14 protein-coding genes are annotated in these 14,193 nt (G+C 70.9%); 2 read left to right on the top strand and 12 right to left on the bottom strand.

The annotated features are described in order from the left end of the window. Positions 1–37: 37 nt before the first annotated feature. Entirely contained in the window at positions 38–2,563 is a 2,526-nt protein-coding gene (locus PBV52_RS27575; protein ID WP_274241780.1) for an ATP-dependent Clp protease ATP-binding subunit, read from the bottom strand. Between the two features lie 430 nt (positions 2,564–2,993). Between PBV52_RS27575 and PBV52_RS27570 the strand changes: the two genes are divergently transcribed. Next, positions 2,994–3,701, top strand: a complete 708-nt coding sequence (locus tag PBV52_RS27570; protein ID WP_274241778.1) for an SCO3374 family protein — start codon at positions 2,994–2,996, stop codon at positions 3,699–3,701. Positions 3,702–3,720: 19 nt separating this feature from the next. Here PBV52_RS27570 and PBV52_RS27565 read toward each other — a convergent pair whose 3' ends face one another. From PBV52_RS27565 to PBV52_RS27520, 10 genes are all read right to left on the bottom strand, one after another. Further along, complete coding sequence (locus PBV52_RS27565; protein ID WP_030959275.1) at positions 3,721–4,056, bottom strand: Lsr2 family protein; 336 nt, start codon at positions 4,054–4,056, stop codon at positions 3,721–3,723. Between the two features lie 225 nt (positions 4,057–4,281). Continuing rightward, positions 4,282–4,845, bottom strand: a complete 564-nt coding sequence (locus PBV52_RS27560) for an amino-acid N-acetyltransferase (protein ID WP_274241776.1) — start codon at positions 4,843–4,845, stop codon at positions 4,282–4,284. A gap of 9 nt (positions 4,846–4,854) precedes the next feature. Next, positions 4,855–5,421 carry a BlaI/MecI/CopY family transcriptional regulator gene (locus PBV52_RS27555; protein ID WP_373922028.1) on the bottom strand — a complete coding sequence of 189 codons (567 nt, stop codon included), beginning with the start codon at positions 5,419–5,421 and terminating at the stop codon, positions 4,855–4,857. Between the two features lie 197 nt (positions 5,422–5,618). After that, positions 5,619–5,798, bottom strand: a complete 180-nt coding sequence (locus tag PBV52_RS27550; protein WP_274241774.1) for a hypothetical protein — start codon at positions 5,796–5,798, stop codon at positions 5,619–5,621. An 81-nt stretch (positions 5,799–5,879) separates the two neighbouring features. Continuing rightward, positions 5,880–6,584, bottom strand: coding sequence for a hypothetical protein (locus tag PBV52_RS27545; protein ID WP_274249618.1), 705 nt, complete (start codon positions 6,582–6,584; stop codon positions 5,880–5,882). A 425-nt stretch (positions 6,585–7,009) separates the two neighbouring features. Continuing rightward, entirely contained in the window at positions 7,010–7,807 is a 798-nt protein-coding gene (locus PBV52_RS27540; RefSeq protein WP_274241773.1) for a type III pantothenate kinase, read from the bottom strand. Between the two features lie 8 nt (positions 7,808–7,815). Beyond that, positions 7,816–8,787 carry a carboxylating nicotinate-nucleotide diphosphorylase gene (gene nadC, locus PBV52_RS27535; protein ID WP_274241771.1) on the bottom strand — a complete coding sequence of 324 codons (972 nt, stop codon included), beginning with the start codon at positions 8,785–8,787 and terminating at the stop codon, positions 7,816–7,818. A gap of 5 nt (positions 8,788–8,792) precedes the next feature. After that, positions 8,793–10,502: an L-aspartate oxidase gene (locus PBV52_RS27530; protein ID WP_274241770.1), complete on the bottom strand. Its 1,710-nt coding sequence runs from the start codon at positions 10,500–10,502 to the stop codon at positions 8,793–8,795. After that, complete coding sequence (gene panC, locus PBV52_RS27525; protein WP_274241768.1) at positions 10,499–11,491, bottom strand: pantoate--beta-alanine ligase; 993 nt, start codon at positions 11,489–11,491, stop codon at positions 10,499–10,501. The genes PBV52_RS27530 and panC overlap by 4 nt, the downstream gene beginning before the upstream one ends. Further along, positions 11,488–12,417: a Rossmann-like and DUF2520 domain-containing protein gene (locus PBV52_RS27520; RefSeq protein WP_274241767.1), complete on the bottom strand. Its 930-nt coding sequence runs from the start codon at positions 12,415–12,417 to the stop codon at positions 11,488–11,490. Before PBV52_RS27520 ends, panC begins: the two co-directional genes overlap by 4 nt. Positions 12,418–12,652: 235 nt before the next feature. On the opposite strand from PBV52_RS27520, the gene PBV52_RS27515 reads away from it, so the two are divergent. After that, positions 12,653–13,873: a low specificity L-threonine aldolase gene (locus PBV52_RS27515; protein WP_274241766.1), complete on the top strand. Its 1,221-nt coding sequence runs from the start codon at positions 12,653–12,655 to the stop codon at positions 13,871–13,873. Here the strand turns inward: PBV52_RS27515 and PBV52_RS27510 are convergent. Continuing rightward, the gene (locus PBV52_RS27510; RefSeq protein ID WP_274241764.1) at positions 13,863–14,078 is read right to left on the bottom strand and encodes a hypothetical protein; all 216 of its coding nucleotides are present in this window, start codon (positions 14,076–14,078) and stop codon (positions 13,863–13,865) included. The genes PBV52_RS27515 and PBV52_RS27510 overlap by 11 nt on opposite strands. Positions 14,079–14,193 lie beyond the last annotated feature (115 nt).

The following is a 14,193-nucleotide window of genomic DNA, read 5'->3' as shown; positions in this document are numbered from 1 at the left end:
AAGCACCGGCCCCTTTCTTCGGCTCAACCCCGGAGGATCAGGCGTCCTTGCTCAGGTTCGGCCCGGTTCCACCGGCCGCCTGCTCGATCGGCGGAACGTCCGGCAGCGCCGCCTTCTCCTCACCGCGGAAGGTGAAGGTCTTGGCTTCGCCCTCGCCCTCGGTGTCCACGACCACGATGTGACCGGGACGCAGCTCGCCGAAGAGGATCTTCTCCGACAGCGAGTCCTCGATCTCGCGCTGGATCGTGCGGCGCAGCGGCCGGGCGCCCAGCACGGGGTCGTAACCCTTCTTGGACAGCAGCTCCTTGGCGGACTGGGAGAGCTCGATGCCCATGTCCCGGTCCTTCAGGCGCTCGTCCACCTTGCCGATCATCAGGTCGACGATCGCGAGGATGTCGTCCTGGGTCAGCTGCGGGAAGACGACCACGTCGTCGACGCGGTTGAGGAACTCGGGCCGGAAGTGCTGCTTGAGCTCGTCCGAGACCTTGTTCTTCATGCGCTCGTAGTTGGTCTTCGTGTCACCCGAGGCCGCGAAGCCCAGGTTGAAGCCCTTGGAGATGTCCCGGGTGCCGAGGTTGGTCGTCATGATGATGACCGTGTTCTTGAAGTCCACGACCCGGCCCTGGGAGTCGGTCAGACGACCGTCCTCCAGGATCTGCAGCAGCGAGTTGAAGATGTCCGGGTGGGCCTTCTCGACCTCGTCGAAGAGGACGACGGAGAACGGCTTGCGGCGGACCTTCTCGGTCAGCTGGCCGCCCTCTTCGTAGCCCACGTAGCCGGGGGGCGAACCGAAGAGACGCGACACCGTGTGCTTCTCGCTGAACTCCGACATGTCGAGGGAGATCAGCGCGTCCTCGTCACCGAAGAGGAACTCGGCGAGGGCCTTGGACAGCTCGGTCTTACCGACACCGGACGGGCCGGCGAAGATGAACGAACCACCCGGACGCTTCGGGTCCTTCAGACCGGCACGCGTACGGCGGATCGCCTTCGACAGCGCCTTGACGGCGTCGACCTGGCCGATGACCCGCTTGTGGAGCTCGTCCTCCATGCGCAGCAGACGCGAGGACTCCTCCTCGGTCAGCTTGAAGACCGGGATGCCGGTGGCCGTCGCGAGGACCTCGGCGATCAGCTCGCCGTCGACCTCGGCGACGACGTCCATGTCGCCGGCCTTCCACTCCTTCTCCCGCTTGGCCTTGGCGGCCAGGAGCTGCTTCTCCTTGTCGCGGAGAGAGGCGGCCTTCTCGAAGTCCTGCGAGTCGATCGCGGACTCCTTGTCGCGGCGGACGCCGGCGATCTTCTCGTCGAACTCGCGCAGGTCCGGCGGCGCGGTCATCCGGCGGATACGCATCCGGGAACCGGCCTCGTCGATCAGGTCGATCGCCTTGTCCGGCAGGAAGCGGTCCGAGATGTACCGGTCGGCCAGGGTGGCGGCCTGGACCAGCGCCTCGTCCGTGATGGACACGCGGTGGTGGGCCTCGTACCGGTCACGCAGACCCTTGAGGATCTCGATCGTGTGCGGCAGGGACGGCTCGGCGACCTGGATGGGCTGGAAGCGGCGCTCGAGGGCCGCGTCCTTCTCCAGGTGCTTGCGGTACTCGTCCAGCGTGGTCGCACCGATGGTCTGCAGCTCACCGCGGGCCAGCATCGGCTTCAGGATGGAAGCCGCGTCGATGGCGCCCTCGGCGGCACCCGCACCGACCAGCGTGTGGAGCTCGTCGATGAACAGGATGATGTCGCCGCGGGTGCGGATCTCCTTGAGCACCTTCTTCAGGCGCTCCTCGAAGTCACCGCGGTAGCGGGAGCCGGCGACCAGCGCGCCGAGGTCCAGGGTGTAGAGGTGCTTGTCCTTGAGGGTCTCGGGCACCTCGCCCTTGACGATGGCCTGGGCGAGGCCCTCGACGACGGCGGTCTTGCCGACGCCGGGCTCACCGATCAGGACCGGGTTGTTCTTGGTACGGCGGGACAGCACCTGCATGACCCGCTCGATCTCCTTCTCGCGCCCGATGACCGGGTCGAGCTTGGACTCACGAGCGGCCTGGGTGAGGTTCCGGCCGAACTGGTCGAGGACCAGGGACGTCGAGGGCGTGCCCTCGGCAGGCCCGCCGGCGGCGGCGGTCTCCTTGCCCTGGTAACCGGAGAGCAGCTGGATGACCTGCTGCCGCACCCGGTTGAGATCTGCGCCCAGCTTGACCAGGACCTGGGCGGCGACGCCCTCGCCCTCACGGATCAGGCCGAGCAGGATGTGCTCCGTGCCGATGTAGTTGTGGCCCAGCTGAAGGGCCTCGCGGAGCGACAGCTCCAGGACCTTCTTGGCACGGGGGGTGAAGGGGATGTGCCCGGACGGGGCCTGCTGCCCCTGCCCGATGATCTCCTCCACCTGCTGGCGGACCGCCTCGAGCGAAATCCCGAGGCTCTCAAGGGCCTTGGCGGCGACACCCTCACCCTCGTGGATCAGGCCCAGGAGGATGTGCTCGGTGCCGATGTAGTTGTGGTTGAGCATCCGGGCTTCTTCCTGAGCCAGGACGACAACCCGCCGCGCGCGGTCGGTGAACCTCTCGAACATCGTTAATCGCTCCTCAGAGCGGTCAGGCAGTGGGGGGAACTTCCCCTCCCTGTCCTTCCGCAGCTTAGTCCCGCAAGCGGGGACCGCTCATTCCAACTGCCGACACCGTCGATGGCCTCCTGACCCGTGACGCCGACATCTGCTCCAACCCGATGGTGCGAGACGATGTTCCCGCAGGCCAGGTGGTTACCCTCACCATCAGTACGCCGATGGCGAACGTGAGACCCACTGTCCTGCGTGTCGCCCCCTCCCACTAGGGATGTCTTACCCGCTGGGACTGACACTCCATGCCGCGCCCCCCGGTTCCCTCCGCTACGGGCGAACAACCTTGCGCCACCCCACACCCCCGCGCGCCCCCTCTTTCCGCACTCTGCGCATTCACCTGGACACCCAGCGTAACCCGCACGCCCATTCGGCGGTTTCACTTGGCATGGTCGGCACCCGACCCGTGATCACCACGGACTTCGCCACGATTCCCTTCCCCCGCCGGCCGCTCGCTCCGAGCGATCAGGTCCGCCGGTGGTATGAGAACGAACTGGGCTGGCCGGTGGTGCCCGGCACCCCGGGATCCCCCCTGAGCCTTCGCGTGGGTCTGCGCTTCGACGTCCTGGACGTCCCCGCCGAGGCGGGCCGCGCGGCACTGCGCCACCTGACGCCTCACTCCCCGGTGGCCGTCCGGGGTGAGCGGATGCGGCTGCTCATGTCCGCGGGCAGCGCGGAGGAGGTGCCGGGGGTGCTGGACTGGCTGGAGTGGGGCACGCTGCCCCTGGACCTGGCGACGCTCGGCGAGGGCGACCTCATGGAGGCGCCCCTGCCACCCGAGCAGGGGCCGGTCATGGCCGTACGGCCTCTCGATACGCGATCGAACAAGGCCGTACGACATCCTGGCGTGCCGGAGCCCGGCGAGGTGCGGCCGCTTCCCCGGGGCCGCACCGACGCCGTGCAGGGGGCCGCCGTGTGGCTGCGGCCCCCCGAGCCTGGGGGCGAGGTCGAGGACTCGCTGCCGACACTGTCGGCCATGGGGGGCGGTGGGGGCGCCCCCGACCTGGTTCGAGTTCTGGACACGGTGGCAACGCAGTGCCACCGCCTGCGACTGCGGCTGCGGCACGGGGGCGCCCAGCCGTCGGCCGATTTGTAGATCAGGCGTTGCCCTGGAATCAGGCGTTGGCCTTCTCGTAGGCCTCGCGAATGGACGCCGGAACGCGGCCGCGGTCGTTGACCTCGTAACCGTTCTCCTTCGCCCACGCGCGGATCTGCGCGGTGTCCTGGCTGCCACCGGAAGCGGCACGCGCCTTTCCACGCCCGCCCGAAGCGCGACCTCCGGTACGACGACCGCCCTTCACGTAAGGGTCGAGAAGGCCACGGAGCTTGTCCGCATTGGCAGTCGTGAGATCGATCTCGTACGTCTTGCCGTCCAGCGCGAACGTCACGGTCTCGTCCGCCTCGCCGCCGTCGAGGTCGTCGACAAGAAGGACCTGAACCTTCTGTGCCACCGGATTTCCTTTCATCGATAACTTGAGGGCCGGGGGTCTGCGGCGTCCGCCGTTTCGCCGTCCCCTGTTATATGCAGTACTGCAGTACGTCGGAAAGCAAACCGCTTTTGCTGGAAAAACACAAACCCCCGGGAGAGACCCACAGGCCGACCGCGGTCCGGAAACATGCGCGTTTCGGACATAGGGCACCTGGGCAGGGTCACCCGCCGGAATAGAGGGCGGCGATCACAGATGCAGAAGCATCCGGCTGTTGCCCAAGGTGTTCGGTTTCACTCGTTCGAGACCGAGGAACTCCGCCACGCCCTCGTCATAGGAACGCAGCAGCTCCGCGTAGACATCGGTGTCAACCGGGGTCTCGCCGATCTCGACGAAGCCGTGCTTGCCGAAGAAGTCCACTTCGAAGGTCAGACAGAAAACCCGTCGAACGCCGAGCCAGCGCGCGGTGTGCAGCAACTTCTTCAGCAACTGATGACCGACGCCGGCGCCCTTCAGGCCGGGCTTCACCGCCAGAGTGCGGACTTCCGCCAGGTCTTCCCACATCACGTGCAGGGCGCCGCAGCCGACGACCTCGCCGTTGTCGTCGCGTTCGGCGACCCAGAACTCCTGGATGTCCTCGTAAAGCGTCACCGTGGCTTTGTCGAGCAGGATGCGACGCTGGACGTACTCGTCAAGGAGACGACGCACCGCCTCGACATCGCTGGTGCGGGCCCGCCGGACGGTGATGGCTTTTGCGGTGACTTCTGGGCTCTCCGCCGAGGAGCTCTCGGCCGAGTGGCTCTCTGCTGACATGAGCGGACGCTATCGCCCGTCGGGCTCCTGCGCCGAGCCGGGGTTCTCACTGCCGGTATCGGTACGGGTATCCGGGCTGGTATCGCCGCTGGTATGGGGGGCCGTATCGGTGCCGGTATCGGTGCCGCGGGTATCGGTGCCGCGGGTATCAGTGCTGCTCGTATCGGTACTGCTCGTATCGGTGCTGTCGGTATCGGCACTCGTAACGCGGTGCGTATCGGGCGGTGGCGGTGGCGCGGGTTCGGGCGTTTCCGGGCCCTGGACGATGCGTACGGCGTCCCGCAGGGACGTGCGCTGTTCCTCGCTCATCATGCCGAAGAAGGCGACGAGTGCGGCGGCGGGGTTGTCGCTCTGCGACCAGGCGTCGTTCATCAGGGCGGCGGCGTAGGCGGCTCGTGTGGAGACCGCCTCATATCGATAGGCCCGGCCTTCCGCTTCGCGGCGTACCCAGCCCTTCTGATGGAGATTGTCCAAAACGGTCATCACCGTGGTATAGGCGATGGACCGTTCCTGCTGGAGATCTTCCAGGACTTCTCGAACGGTCACCGGGCGGTTCCACTTCCACACCCGCGTCATGACCGCGTCTTCGAGTTCTCCCAATGGGCGAGGCACAGTTCAGCACAATAGTGGGAGATCTGGATGTTCGCGTGCCGAACGTGCACTTCATCTGGCAAACAGAAACAAAAAGGGCGTACGACTCGACAAGCGCTGGGGCTTGGAGTCGCAGGCCGTTGAGCGCGCCGACGGGCGGCTGCTCGGGCGGACGTCCGGGCTCAGGCGTCCGGGGTCGCGGGGGTCTGGCGGGTGACCTCCACGCGCGCGAGGGCGGCGTCCACGGCCGCGTCCTCCTTGGCCTTGTTGGCTCCGCCCTGGGTCTTCACGATCACCCTGATCAGACCGATGAAGAAGACGGCCATGACGGTCGGGGGGAGGAGTGCGGAGACGTAGTCCATGCGTCCAGGGTAGCCAGGGGGTGGGGGCGCGGCGGGCGCCGGGGGTTTCGGAGCCCACCACGCCTCAGCCCTGGGTTGCGCTCAGCCTGCGGCGAGCTGCTGGGGCGGGTTGGCGGGGGGTGGGGTCGGCTTGCGGCGCGGGAAGACCTCGCCGGGAGTGGGGATGGGGCGCGCCGGCTTCGGGGCGGCGGGTTCGGGGCTTGGGGCTCGGTCGGGGCCGGGGCCGGGTCTGGGGGCTGCCGGCTTTTCGGCTGGCCTCTTCCGGGGCTGCTTGCCGGGTTCCTCGCCGGCGTCTTGGGCGGGGAGGTGGACCGCGGGGCCGGGCAGGCCGTCGGAGAGGCCTCCAGGGAGGGCCAGGAAGCGCGTACGGGAGCCGGGGATGGTCGGCGTGACGCGGGGGGCCGGGCCAGCGGTACCGCGCGCGAGGCGGGCTCGTACGTCCTGCTCGGCGAGTGCCCGGCAGCGGCCCAGGAGGGTGGCGGCGGTGGGGTTGCCGCGCAGGGCCCGGAGGGCGGCGAGATCGTCGGGGGTCGGGTGGTACCCGGCGCCCAGGGCCTCCTCGAGGAGGGTGAGGTAGCCGGCCGCGGTGCCGGGGAGGGTGGCGCGGCAGCGGGCGAGGTCGGCCACCAGGAAGGCACGCATCCGGGCGCCCTCGCGCATCGCCTCGTCGAGCGACTCGGCTAGGCGGAGACAGTCCTGGACGTCCTCGGCCTTGGCGGGGCTGGGGTGAAGGGCGAGGGCGAGAGCGCGGCGGAGCACACGCAGCTCCTCCACACCGAACGCCATGCCGCCGCGGGATCCGTATGGCGTGGGCATGCGCCGACGATACGCGCTAATCAGACAAACGCGGCATAACGGGGGTGGGTGTGGCGTGGGGAGCCACTCGGGTGGTGGGGGGGTGCGCGTCGATGCCTGCGGCGGCCTGTGCGGGGTGGTTGGGGGTGCGCGTAGCGCCTGCGGGTGCGTTGTGGGTCGGGGACGTGCCGGGGGGGTGTCCGTCCTCGGTCCGGCGGCTCGGTTGCGCAGGAGGTGCTGTCTGTTGACGCCGGCCCCTGCGGGCGGACACCCCCCGGCACGTCCCCTTCCCGCCGTAAGCGGCTGCGGGTACGGCCATCCGCGGGCAGTCGTGCCGCTGGCGCGGCACGGGTGGGCGCGGGCGGCGTCCCGTCAGCGCCGGGCCGCGCGACCCACGCCCGGCCCGGCCGACGGAGTCACATGCGGGAGACGTTGCGTTCGTACACCAGGCGTAGGCCGATCAGGGTCAGCCACGGCTCGTGTTCGTCGATGACTGAGGACTCGCCCAGGACCATCGGCGCCAGGCCGCCCGTGGCGATGACCGTGACGTCTTCGGGGTCGTCCGCCAGTTCGCGGGCCATGCGGCTGACCACGCCGTCCACCTGGCCGGCGAAGCCGTAGATGATGCCGGCCTGCATCGCCTCGACCGTGTTCTTGCCGATCACGCTGCGCGGGCGGGCCACCTCGATCTTGCGGAGTTGGGCGCCCTTGACGCCGAGTGCCTCGACCGAGATCTCGATGCCGGGGGCGATGACACCGCCGACGTACTCGCCGCGCGCGCTCACCGCGTCGAACGTCGTCGCCGTACCGAAGTCGACGACGATCGCGGGGCCGCCGTAGAGCTCCACGGCCGCGACCGCGTTGATGATGCGGTCCGCGCCGACCTCCTTCGGGTTGTCCGTCAGGATCGGTACGCCCGTCTTGACGCCCGGTTCGACCAGCACCGCCGGGACGTCGCCGTAGTAGCGGCGAGTCACTTCGCGCAGCTCGTGGAGGACTGAGGGGACCGTGGCGCAGATGGCGATTCCGTCGATGCCGTCGCCCAGTTCCTCGCCGAGGAGCGGGTGCATGCCCATCAGGCCCTGGAGGAGGACCGCCAGTTCGTCGGCCGTGCGGCGGGAGTCCGTCGAGATGCGCCAGTGTTCGACGATGTCCTCGCCGTCGAAGAGGCCGAGGACGGTGTGGGTGTTGCCTACGTCGATGGTGAGGAGCATGCCCGTTCCTACTCCGCCGCTCGCAGGTCCAGGCCGATGTCCAGGATCGGCGAGGAGTGGGTGAGGGCCCCTACGGCCAGGTAGTCGACGCCGGTCTCGGCGTACGCCTTGGCGTTGGCGAGGGTCAGGCGGCCCGATGCCTCGAGTGCTGCCCGGCCGTTCACGATCGCCACCGCCTCCTCGCACTCGCCCGGCGTGAAGTTGTCCAGGAGGATCAGGTCCGCGCCTGCGTCGACCACCTCGCGGAGCTGGTGGAGGGTGTCCACCTCGACCTCGATCGGGACCTCCGGGAAGGTCTCGCGGACCGCCTTGAAGGCCTGTGCCACGCCGCCTGCGGCCACTACGTGGTTGTCCTTCACCAGGGCCGCGTCCGACAGGGACATGCGGTGGTTCACTCCGCCGCCGCAGCGCACCGCGTACTTCTCCAGCGCGCGCAGGCCCGGTGTCGTCTTGCGGGTGTCGCGGACCCGCGCCTTCGTGCCTTCCAGTACGTCCGCCCACGCGCGCGTGGCCGTCGCGATGCCGGACAGGCGGCAGAGGATGTTCAGGGCGCTGCGCTCGGCGGTCAGGAGGTCCCGGGTGCGGGTGGTGATCGACAGGAGCTTCTGGCCTGCCGCCACCTTGTCGCCGTCCTCCACGTGGCGCTCCACCTCGAACTCGTCCTCGCAGACGATCGAGACGACCGCTTCGGCGACCCTGAGGCCGGCCACCACGCCCGCCTCGCGGGCGACGAAGTCGGCGGTGGCGGTCGCCTCTTCGGGGATCGTGGCGACCGTCGTCACGTCCACGCCGTGTGCCAGGTCCTCCTGGATGGCGACGTTGGCGATGTCCTCGATCTCGACCGGGTCGAGGCCCGCGTCGGCCAGCAGCTGGGCGAGCGCGGGGTCGAGGCCGCACTCCAGGTACTCCTCGTCGGCACCGCAGGCGCAGTCGTCGCCGCAGCCGCCGTTCGAGGCGAGGGGAAGGTCGGGGGTGGTCACTTCTGTCACTGCTCCTGGGGCCGGGTCGGGGGGAAGTCTGCGGTGTCGGTGGTGTGCACGGCCAGTGTGCGGTCGGGGTTCAGGCGTACGACGATGTGGCGGCGCCAGGTCGTGTCGTCGCGGTCGGGCTCGTCCTCACGCCAGTGGCAGCCTCGCGTCTCCTCGCGCAGGCGTGCGGCGGCGACCAGGACTCGGGCCACGCACATGAGGTTGGTGGCCTCCCAGGTGTCGACGCCGGGCTCGGCGGTCTTGCCGTTCTCCGCGAGGGCGTCCCGGGCGTCGGTGTGCAGTTGCTGGATCTGCTCGGCGGCCTTGACGAGGGACTCGGCGGAGCGCAGGACGCCCGCGCCGTCCGACATGATCCGCTGGATCGCGAAGCGGGCCTCGGGTGCGAGCAGGGGGTGCTCGGGGGTTTCGGGGTACGGCACGGGGTGCGGCACGCGTGCGTGGAGGCCGTTGGCCGCCCGGGCCGCCGCGATGTCCGCCGCGATGCGTTCGGCGTACACCAGGCCTTCGAGGAGCGAGTTGGAGGCCAGGCGGTTGGCGCCGTGCACGCCCGTGCAGGCCACCTCGCCGCACGCGTACAGGCCGGCGACGGTCGTACGGCCCTGGGAGTCGGTGCGGACGCCGCCGGAGGCGTAGTGGGCGGCCGGGGCGATCGGGATGGGGTCGTGCACCGGGTCGATGCCGTGGGCGCGGCAGGCGGCGAGGATCGTCGGGAAGCGGTGCTCCCACATGTCGGCGCCGAAGTGGCGGGCGTCGAGGAACATGTGCTCCGCGTCCTGCTCCTGCATGCGGCGCATGATGCCCTTGGCGACGATGTCCCGGGGGGCGAGCTCGGCCAGTTCGTGCCGGCCCAGCATGAAGCGCACGCCGCCTGCGTCGACCAGGTGGGCGCCTTCGCCGCGTACGGCCTCGGAGACCAGGGGCTGCTGGCCCTCCGCGTCCGGGCCGAGGAAGAGGACGGTGGGGTGGAACTGGACGAATTCCAGGTCGCTCACCTCGGCGCCCGCGCGCAGGGCGAGAGCGACTCCGTCGCCCGTCGAGACGGACGGGTTCGTCGTCGCCGAGAAGACCTGGCCCATGCCGCCGGTCGCCAGGACCACCGCGGGCGCGTGGACCGCTCCTACGCCGTCGTGCTGGCCCTCGCCCATGACGTGCAGGGTGACGCCCGCCGTACGGCCCTCGGCGTCCGTCAGCAGGTCGAGGACGAGCGCGTTCTCGATGGTGCGCAGTCCACGCGCACGCACCGCCTCGACGAGGGCGCGGGAGATCTCCGCGCCGGTCGCGTCGCCGCCGGCGTGGGCGATACGGCGGCGGTGGTGGCCGCCCTCACGGGTGAGTTCCAGGCCGCCTTCCTCGGACTCGTCGAAGTGGGCGCCGGTCTCGATGAGGCGGCGTACGGCGTCGGGGCCCTCGGTGACGAGGATGCGGACCGCGTCCTCGTCGCACAGGCCCGCGCCCGCGACGAGGGTGTCGTCGAGGTGCTGTTCGGGGGTGTCGCCCTCGCCGAGGGCCGCGGCGATGCCGCCCTGGGCCCAGCGGGTGGAGCCGTCGTCGAGGCGGGCCTTGGTGACGACGACGGTCGTCAGGCCGGCGGCCTCGCAGCGCAGGGCCGCGGTGAGGCCTGCGACGCCGGAGCCGACGACCACGACGTCAGCGGAGATCGACCACCCGGGCGCGGGCGCGTGCAGTCGTATGCCTGTGCTGGTCACGAGGCGGCTCCGAAGGTGAGGGGGATGTTGTCGATCAGCCGGGTCGTCCCGACCCGGGCGGCGACGGCGAGGACGGCCTCGCCGGTGAAGTCGTCCTCGATCTCCGTGAAGTCGGACGGGTCCACGAGCGCGAGGTAGTCCAGTTCGAGCGGCGGGTCGAGGCGGGCGGCCTCGTCGAGCACCAGGCGTGCGGCGGCGCGGACGGCCGCCGCGGCGCCGGGGACGGCCTTGGCGACGGCGTGCGCGTCGGCCGCCGCGCGGGACTCCCCTATGGCGCTGAGCGCCTCGGCACGCGCACGCGTGGCGGGCACTTCACGTGCACGCGCGCGCAGCGCCTCCTGGGCCGCGTGCCGGTCGCGGCCGGCGAACAGCGCCTGGGACAGCGCGAGTGCCGTGTGCCGTTCCTTGGGCGAGAGGTAGCGGTTGCGGCTGGAGAGCGCGAGGCCGTCCTCCTCGCGCACGGTCGGGACGCCCACGATCTCGACGCCGAAGTTCAGGTCGCGCACCATGCGGCGGATCAGGGCGAGCTGCTGGGCGTCCTTCTGGCCGTACAGGGCGACGTCGGGGCGGGTGAGGTGGAGCAGCTTGGCGACGACGGTGAGCATGCCGTCGAAGTGGCCGGGGCGCGAGGCGCCCTCCAGGCTCTCCCCCATGGGTCCGGCGCCGATGCGGACCTGGGGCTCGCCGCCCGGGTAGACCTCGTCGACCGAGGGGGCGAACACGGCGTCCGCGCCCGACTGTTCGGCGATCTTGAGGTCGGCCTCCAGGGTGCGCGGGTAGCGGTCGAGGTCCTCGCCCTTGCCGAACTGCAGGGGATTCACGAAGACGGTGACGACGACCTCGCCGTCCGGCCCGGCGATCCCGCGCGCGGTGCGGATCAGGGTGGCGTGGCCCTCGTGCAGGGCGCCCATGGTCATCACGACGGCGCGGCGGCCGCTGCGCACGCGCGCGTGCAGTTCGCCGGCGGTGCGCAGCAGGGTGGTGGTCATCGGGCCTCTCCCTCGGCGCCGTTGGTCCCGGTGGCGAGTACCCCGAGGAGGTCCTCTGCGAGCTCCGGCTTGAGCAGTCCGTGGGCGAGCGCCCGGTCGGCGGTCGCGCGCGCCATCGCGAGATAGCCGGCGACGGTCTGCGGGGCGTAGCGCCGCAGCTCCGTCACGTGCGCGGCGACGGTGCCCGCGTCCCCGCGCGCGACGGGGCCGGTCAGGGCCGCGTCGCCAGAACGCAGCGCGTTGTCGAGGGCGGCGCCGAGCAGCGGGCCGAGCATGCGGTCGGGGGCGGCCACGCCCGCCTCGCGCAGCAGCTCCATGGACTGGGCGACCAGCGTCACCAGGTGGTTGGCGCCCAGCGCGAGCGCCGCGTGGTAGAGCGGGCGCATGTCCTCGGCGATCCACTCGGGTTCGCCGCCCATCTCGATGACGAGGGCCTCGGCGGCCAGCCGCAGCTCCTCGGGCGCGGTGACGCCGAAGGAGCAGCCGGCCAGGCGCTGGACGTCCACGGGAGTGCCGGTGAAGGTCATCGCCGGGTGCAGGGCCAGCGGGAGCGCGCCCGCGCGCAGGGCGGGGTCCAGGACCTTCGCGCCGTACCGCCCGGAGGTGTGCACCAGCAGCTGGCCCGGCCGTACGGCCCCGGTCTCGGCGAGGCCCTCGACCAGCCCGGGCAGCGCGTCGTCCGGGACGGTGAGCAGCACCAGTTCCGCACGGGCGAGGACTTCGGCGGGCGGCACGAGCGGCACGTCGGGGAGCAGCTGCGAGGCCCGTCGCCGGGAGGCGTCGGAGACCCCGGAGACGGCCACCGGGCGGTGTCCGGCGAGTTGGAGGGACGCGGCGAGCGCGGGGCCCACGCGGCCGGCGCCGACGACACCGACGGTGAGCCGCGCGGGGCGGTCCTTGGGATCTGGCTGTTGGCTTGTACTCACGCGACGGAGGCCTTCCCGTTCCAGTCCGCTCTGGGTACCGGACGATTTCTCGTCATGTTAACGCGATCGGTTCCACGGGGGTCCGGTTGTCCACAGGCTGTGGGTTATCGCACGCCGCGCACACGGGGGCGGGCGCGGTCTCCCCAGTGCGTGCGGACGGACGTGCGGCGGCGGGACGTGCGGCGGACGGAAATGCAGGTGCTCGCGCGCGTGGGCGCACGGCATGATCCCGCGCATGAGCGATACGGCGGAACAGAGCGGGCGGCACGTCGAGCGGTCCGAGGAGTCCGAGCCCTTGTCGGACGCCGAGCAGCGCAAGCGACGCCGGGATCGGCGCATCGCTGCCTATCGCGGCGCGCGACGGGTTCTCGCGCGCCCCGGGTTCCTGGGCACCCTCCGCGAGCGCCTGGCGCTGCTGGGCGAGGCGCGTGCGCTGGATCTGCACGACCTGGACGAGTCGGCGGACCTCTACGGCGACGGCATCGTCGGCGCCCTGGAGGAGAAGGTCGCGGGGCTGCTCGGCAAGGAGGCGGCCGCGTTCTTCCCGACGGGCACCATGGCCCAGCAGGTCGCCCTGCGCTGCTGGGCGGGCCGCACCGGCAATCCGACCGTCGCCCTGCACGCCCTGGCCCACCCCGAGGTGCACGAACGCGACGCCTTCAGCCAGGTCAGCGGTCTGCGTCCGGTCCAGGTGACGAGCGAGCCCCGGCTGCCGACCGCCGACGAGGTGCGCGGCTTCGACGAGCCGTTCGGGGCGCTGATGCTCGAACTGCCCCTCAGGGACGCCGGTTTCGTGCTGCCCTCCTGGGAGGAGCTCACCGAGGTCGTGGAAGCGGCACGGGAGCGCGACGCGGTGGTGCACTTCGACGGCGCGCGCCTGTGGGAGTCCACCGTCCACTTCGGCCGCCCGCTGGAGGAGATCGCGGGTCTGGCAGACAGTGTGTACGTGTCGTTCTACAAGTCCCTCGACGGCTTCGGCGGCGCGGTACTCGCCGGACCGCAGACGCTGGTGGACGAGGCGAGGGCCTGGCGGCACCGCTACGGCGGCATGATCTTCCAGCAGTTCCCCACCGTGCTGTCGGCGCTGGCCGGTCTGGAGCGGGAGCTGCCCCGGCTGCCCGAGTACGTGGCCCACGCGCGCGTGGTGGCCGCCGCGCTGCGGGAGGGCTTCGCGGCGGCCGGGGTGCCGTGGACGCGGGTGCACCCCGAACCGCCGCACACGAACGAGTTCCAGGTCTGGCTGCCGTACGACGCCGACGTCGTCACGGAGGCCGCGCTCCGCCAGGCCGAGGAGACGAAGACCGTCCTGTTCGGCCATCCCTGGGACGCCAAGGGTCCGGGCCTGGCCTGCACCGAGGTCTACGTGCGCGCCGCCGGCCTGGAGTGGACGGCCGACGATGTGAAGACGGCGGTCGCGGAGTTCGTGGCCCGGCTGACCGAGGAGGTCAGCAAGTAGATCGCGACCGCGGATGCAGCCACCGGCCCAGGGCCCGCCGTATCCGCCCATGGGCCGGACGGTCCGCCAGGGCGGCGCGGAACTCCCGGTGGTCGCGCCACTCGCGCACGACCTGCCAGTCGTTGACGCCGGGCGCGGGCGGGGCGGGCTCCCCGAGCCGATGGGCGCGGTAGGTGTCGAGGAGGTGGTGCTGCGTGATGCTCATGGCGGGTCGCCTTCTCGTACGTGGGAGACATCGCAGACCTCGGGCACAGGAGAGATCAGAGACGTCGAAGATCTGGGTTCGGGCTCCGCGGCTGCCCCGGTGATCCCAGGTTGCG

This window comes from Streptomyces sp. T12, assembly GCF_028736035.1.
Taxonomy (GTDB): Bacteria; Actinomycetota; Actinomycetes; order Streptomycetales; family Streptomycetaceae; genus Streptomyces.
This window is presented reverse-complemented; position numbering and strand designations above follow the sequence as displayed.

What these genes read in the sequence shown, in the direction of transcription:
- PBV52_RS27575 (WP_274241780.1), bottom strand. Translation starts at nt 2,563, where the DNA reads ATGTTCGAGAGGTTCACCGACCGCGCGCGGCGGGTTGTCGTCCTGGCT.
- PBV52_RS27570 (WP_274241778.1), top strand. Translation starts at nt 2,994, where the DNA reads ATGGTCGGCACCCGACCCGTGATCACCACGGACTTCGCCACGATTCCC.
- PBV52_RS27560 (WP_274241776.1), bottom strand. Translation starts at nt 4,845, where the DNA reads ATGTCAGCAGAGAGCCACTCGGCCGAGAGCTCCTCGGCGGAGAGCCCA.
- PBV52_RS27555 (WP_373922028.1), bottom strand. Translation starts at nt 5,421, where the DNA reads ATGACGCGGGTGTGGAAGTGGAACCGCCCGGTGACCGTTCGAGAAGTC.
- PBV52_RS27550 (WP_274241774.1), bottom strand. Translation starts at nt 5,798, where the DNA reads ATGGACTACGTCTCCGCACTCCTCCCCCCGACCGTCATGGCCGTCTTC.
- PBV52_RS27545 (WP_274249618.1), bottom strand. Translation starts at nt 6,584, where the DNA reads ATGGCGTTCGGTGTGGAGGAGCTGCGTGTGCTCCGCCGCGCTCTCGCC.
- PBV52_RS27540 (WP_274241773.1), bottom strand. Translation starts at nt 7,807, where the DNA reads ATGCTCCTCACCATCGACGTAGGCAACACCCACACCGTCCTCGGCCTC.
- panC (WP_274241768.1), bottom strand. Translation starts at nt 11,491, where the DNA reads ATGACCACCACCCTGCTGCGCACCGCCGGCGAACTGCACGCGCGCGTG.
- PBV52_RS27515 (WP_274241766.1), top strand. Translation starts at nt 12,653, where the DNA reads ATGAGCGATACGGCGGAACAGAGCGGGCGGCACGTCGAGCGGTCCGAG.
- PBV52_RS27510 (WP_274241764.1), bottom strand. Translation starts at nt 14,078, where the DNA reads ATGAGCATCACGCAGCACCACCTCCTCGACACCTACCGCGCCCATCGG.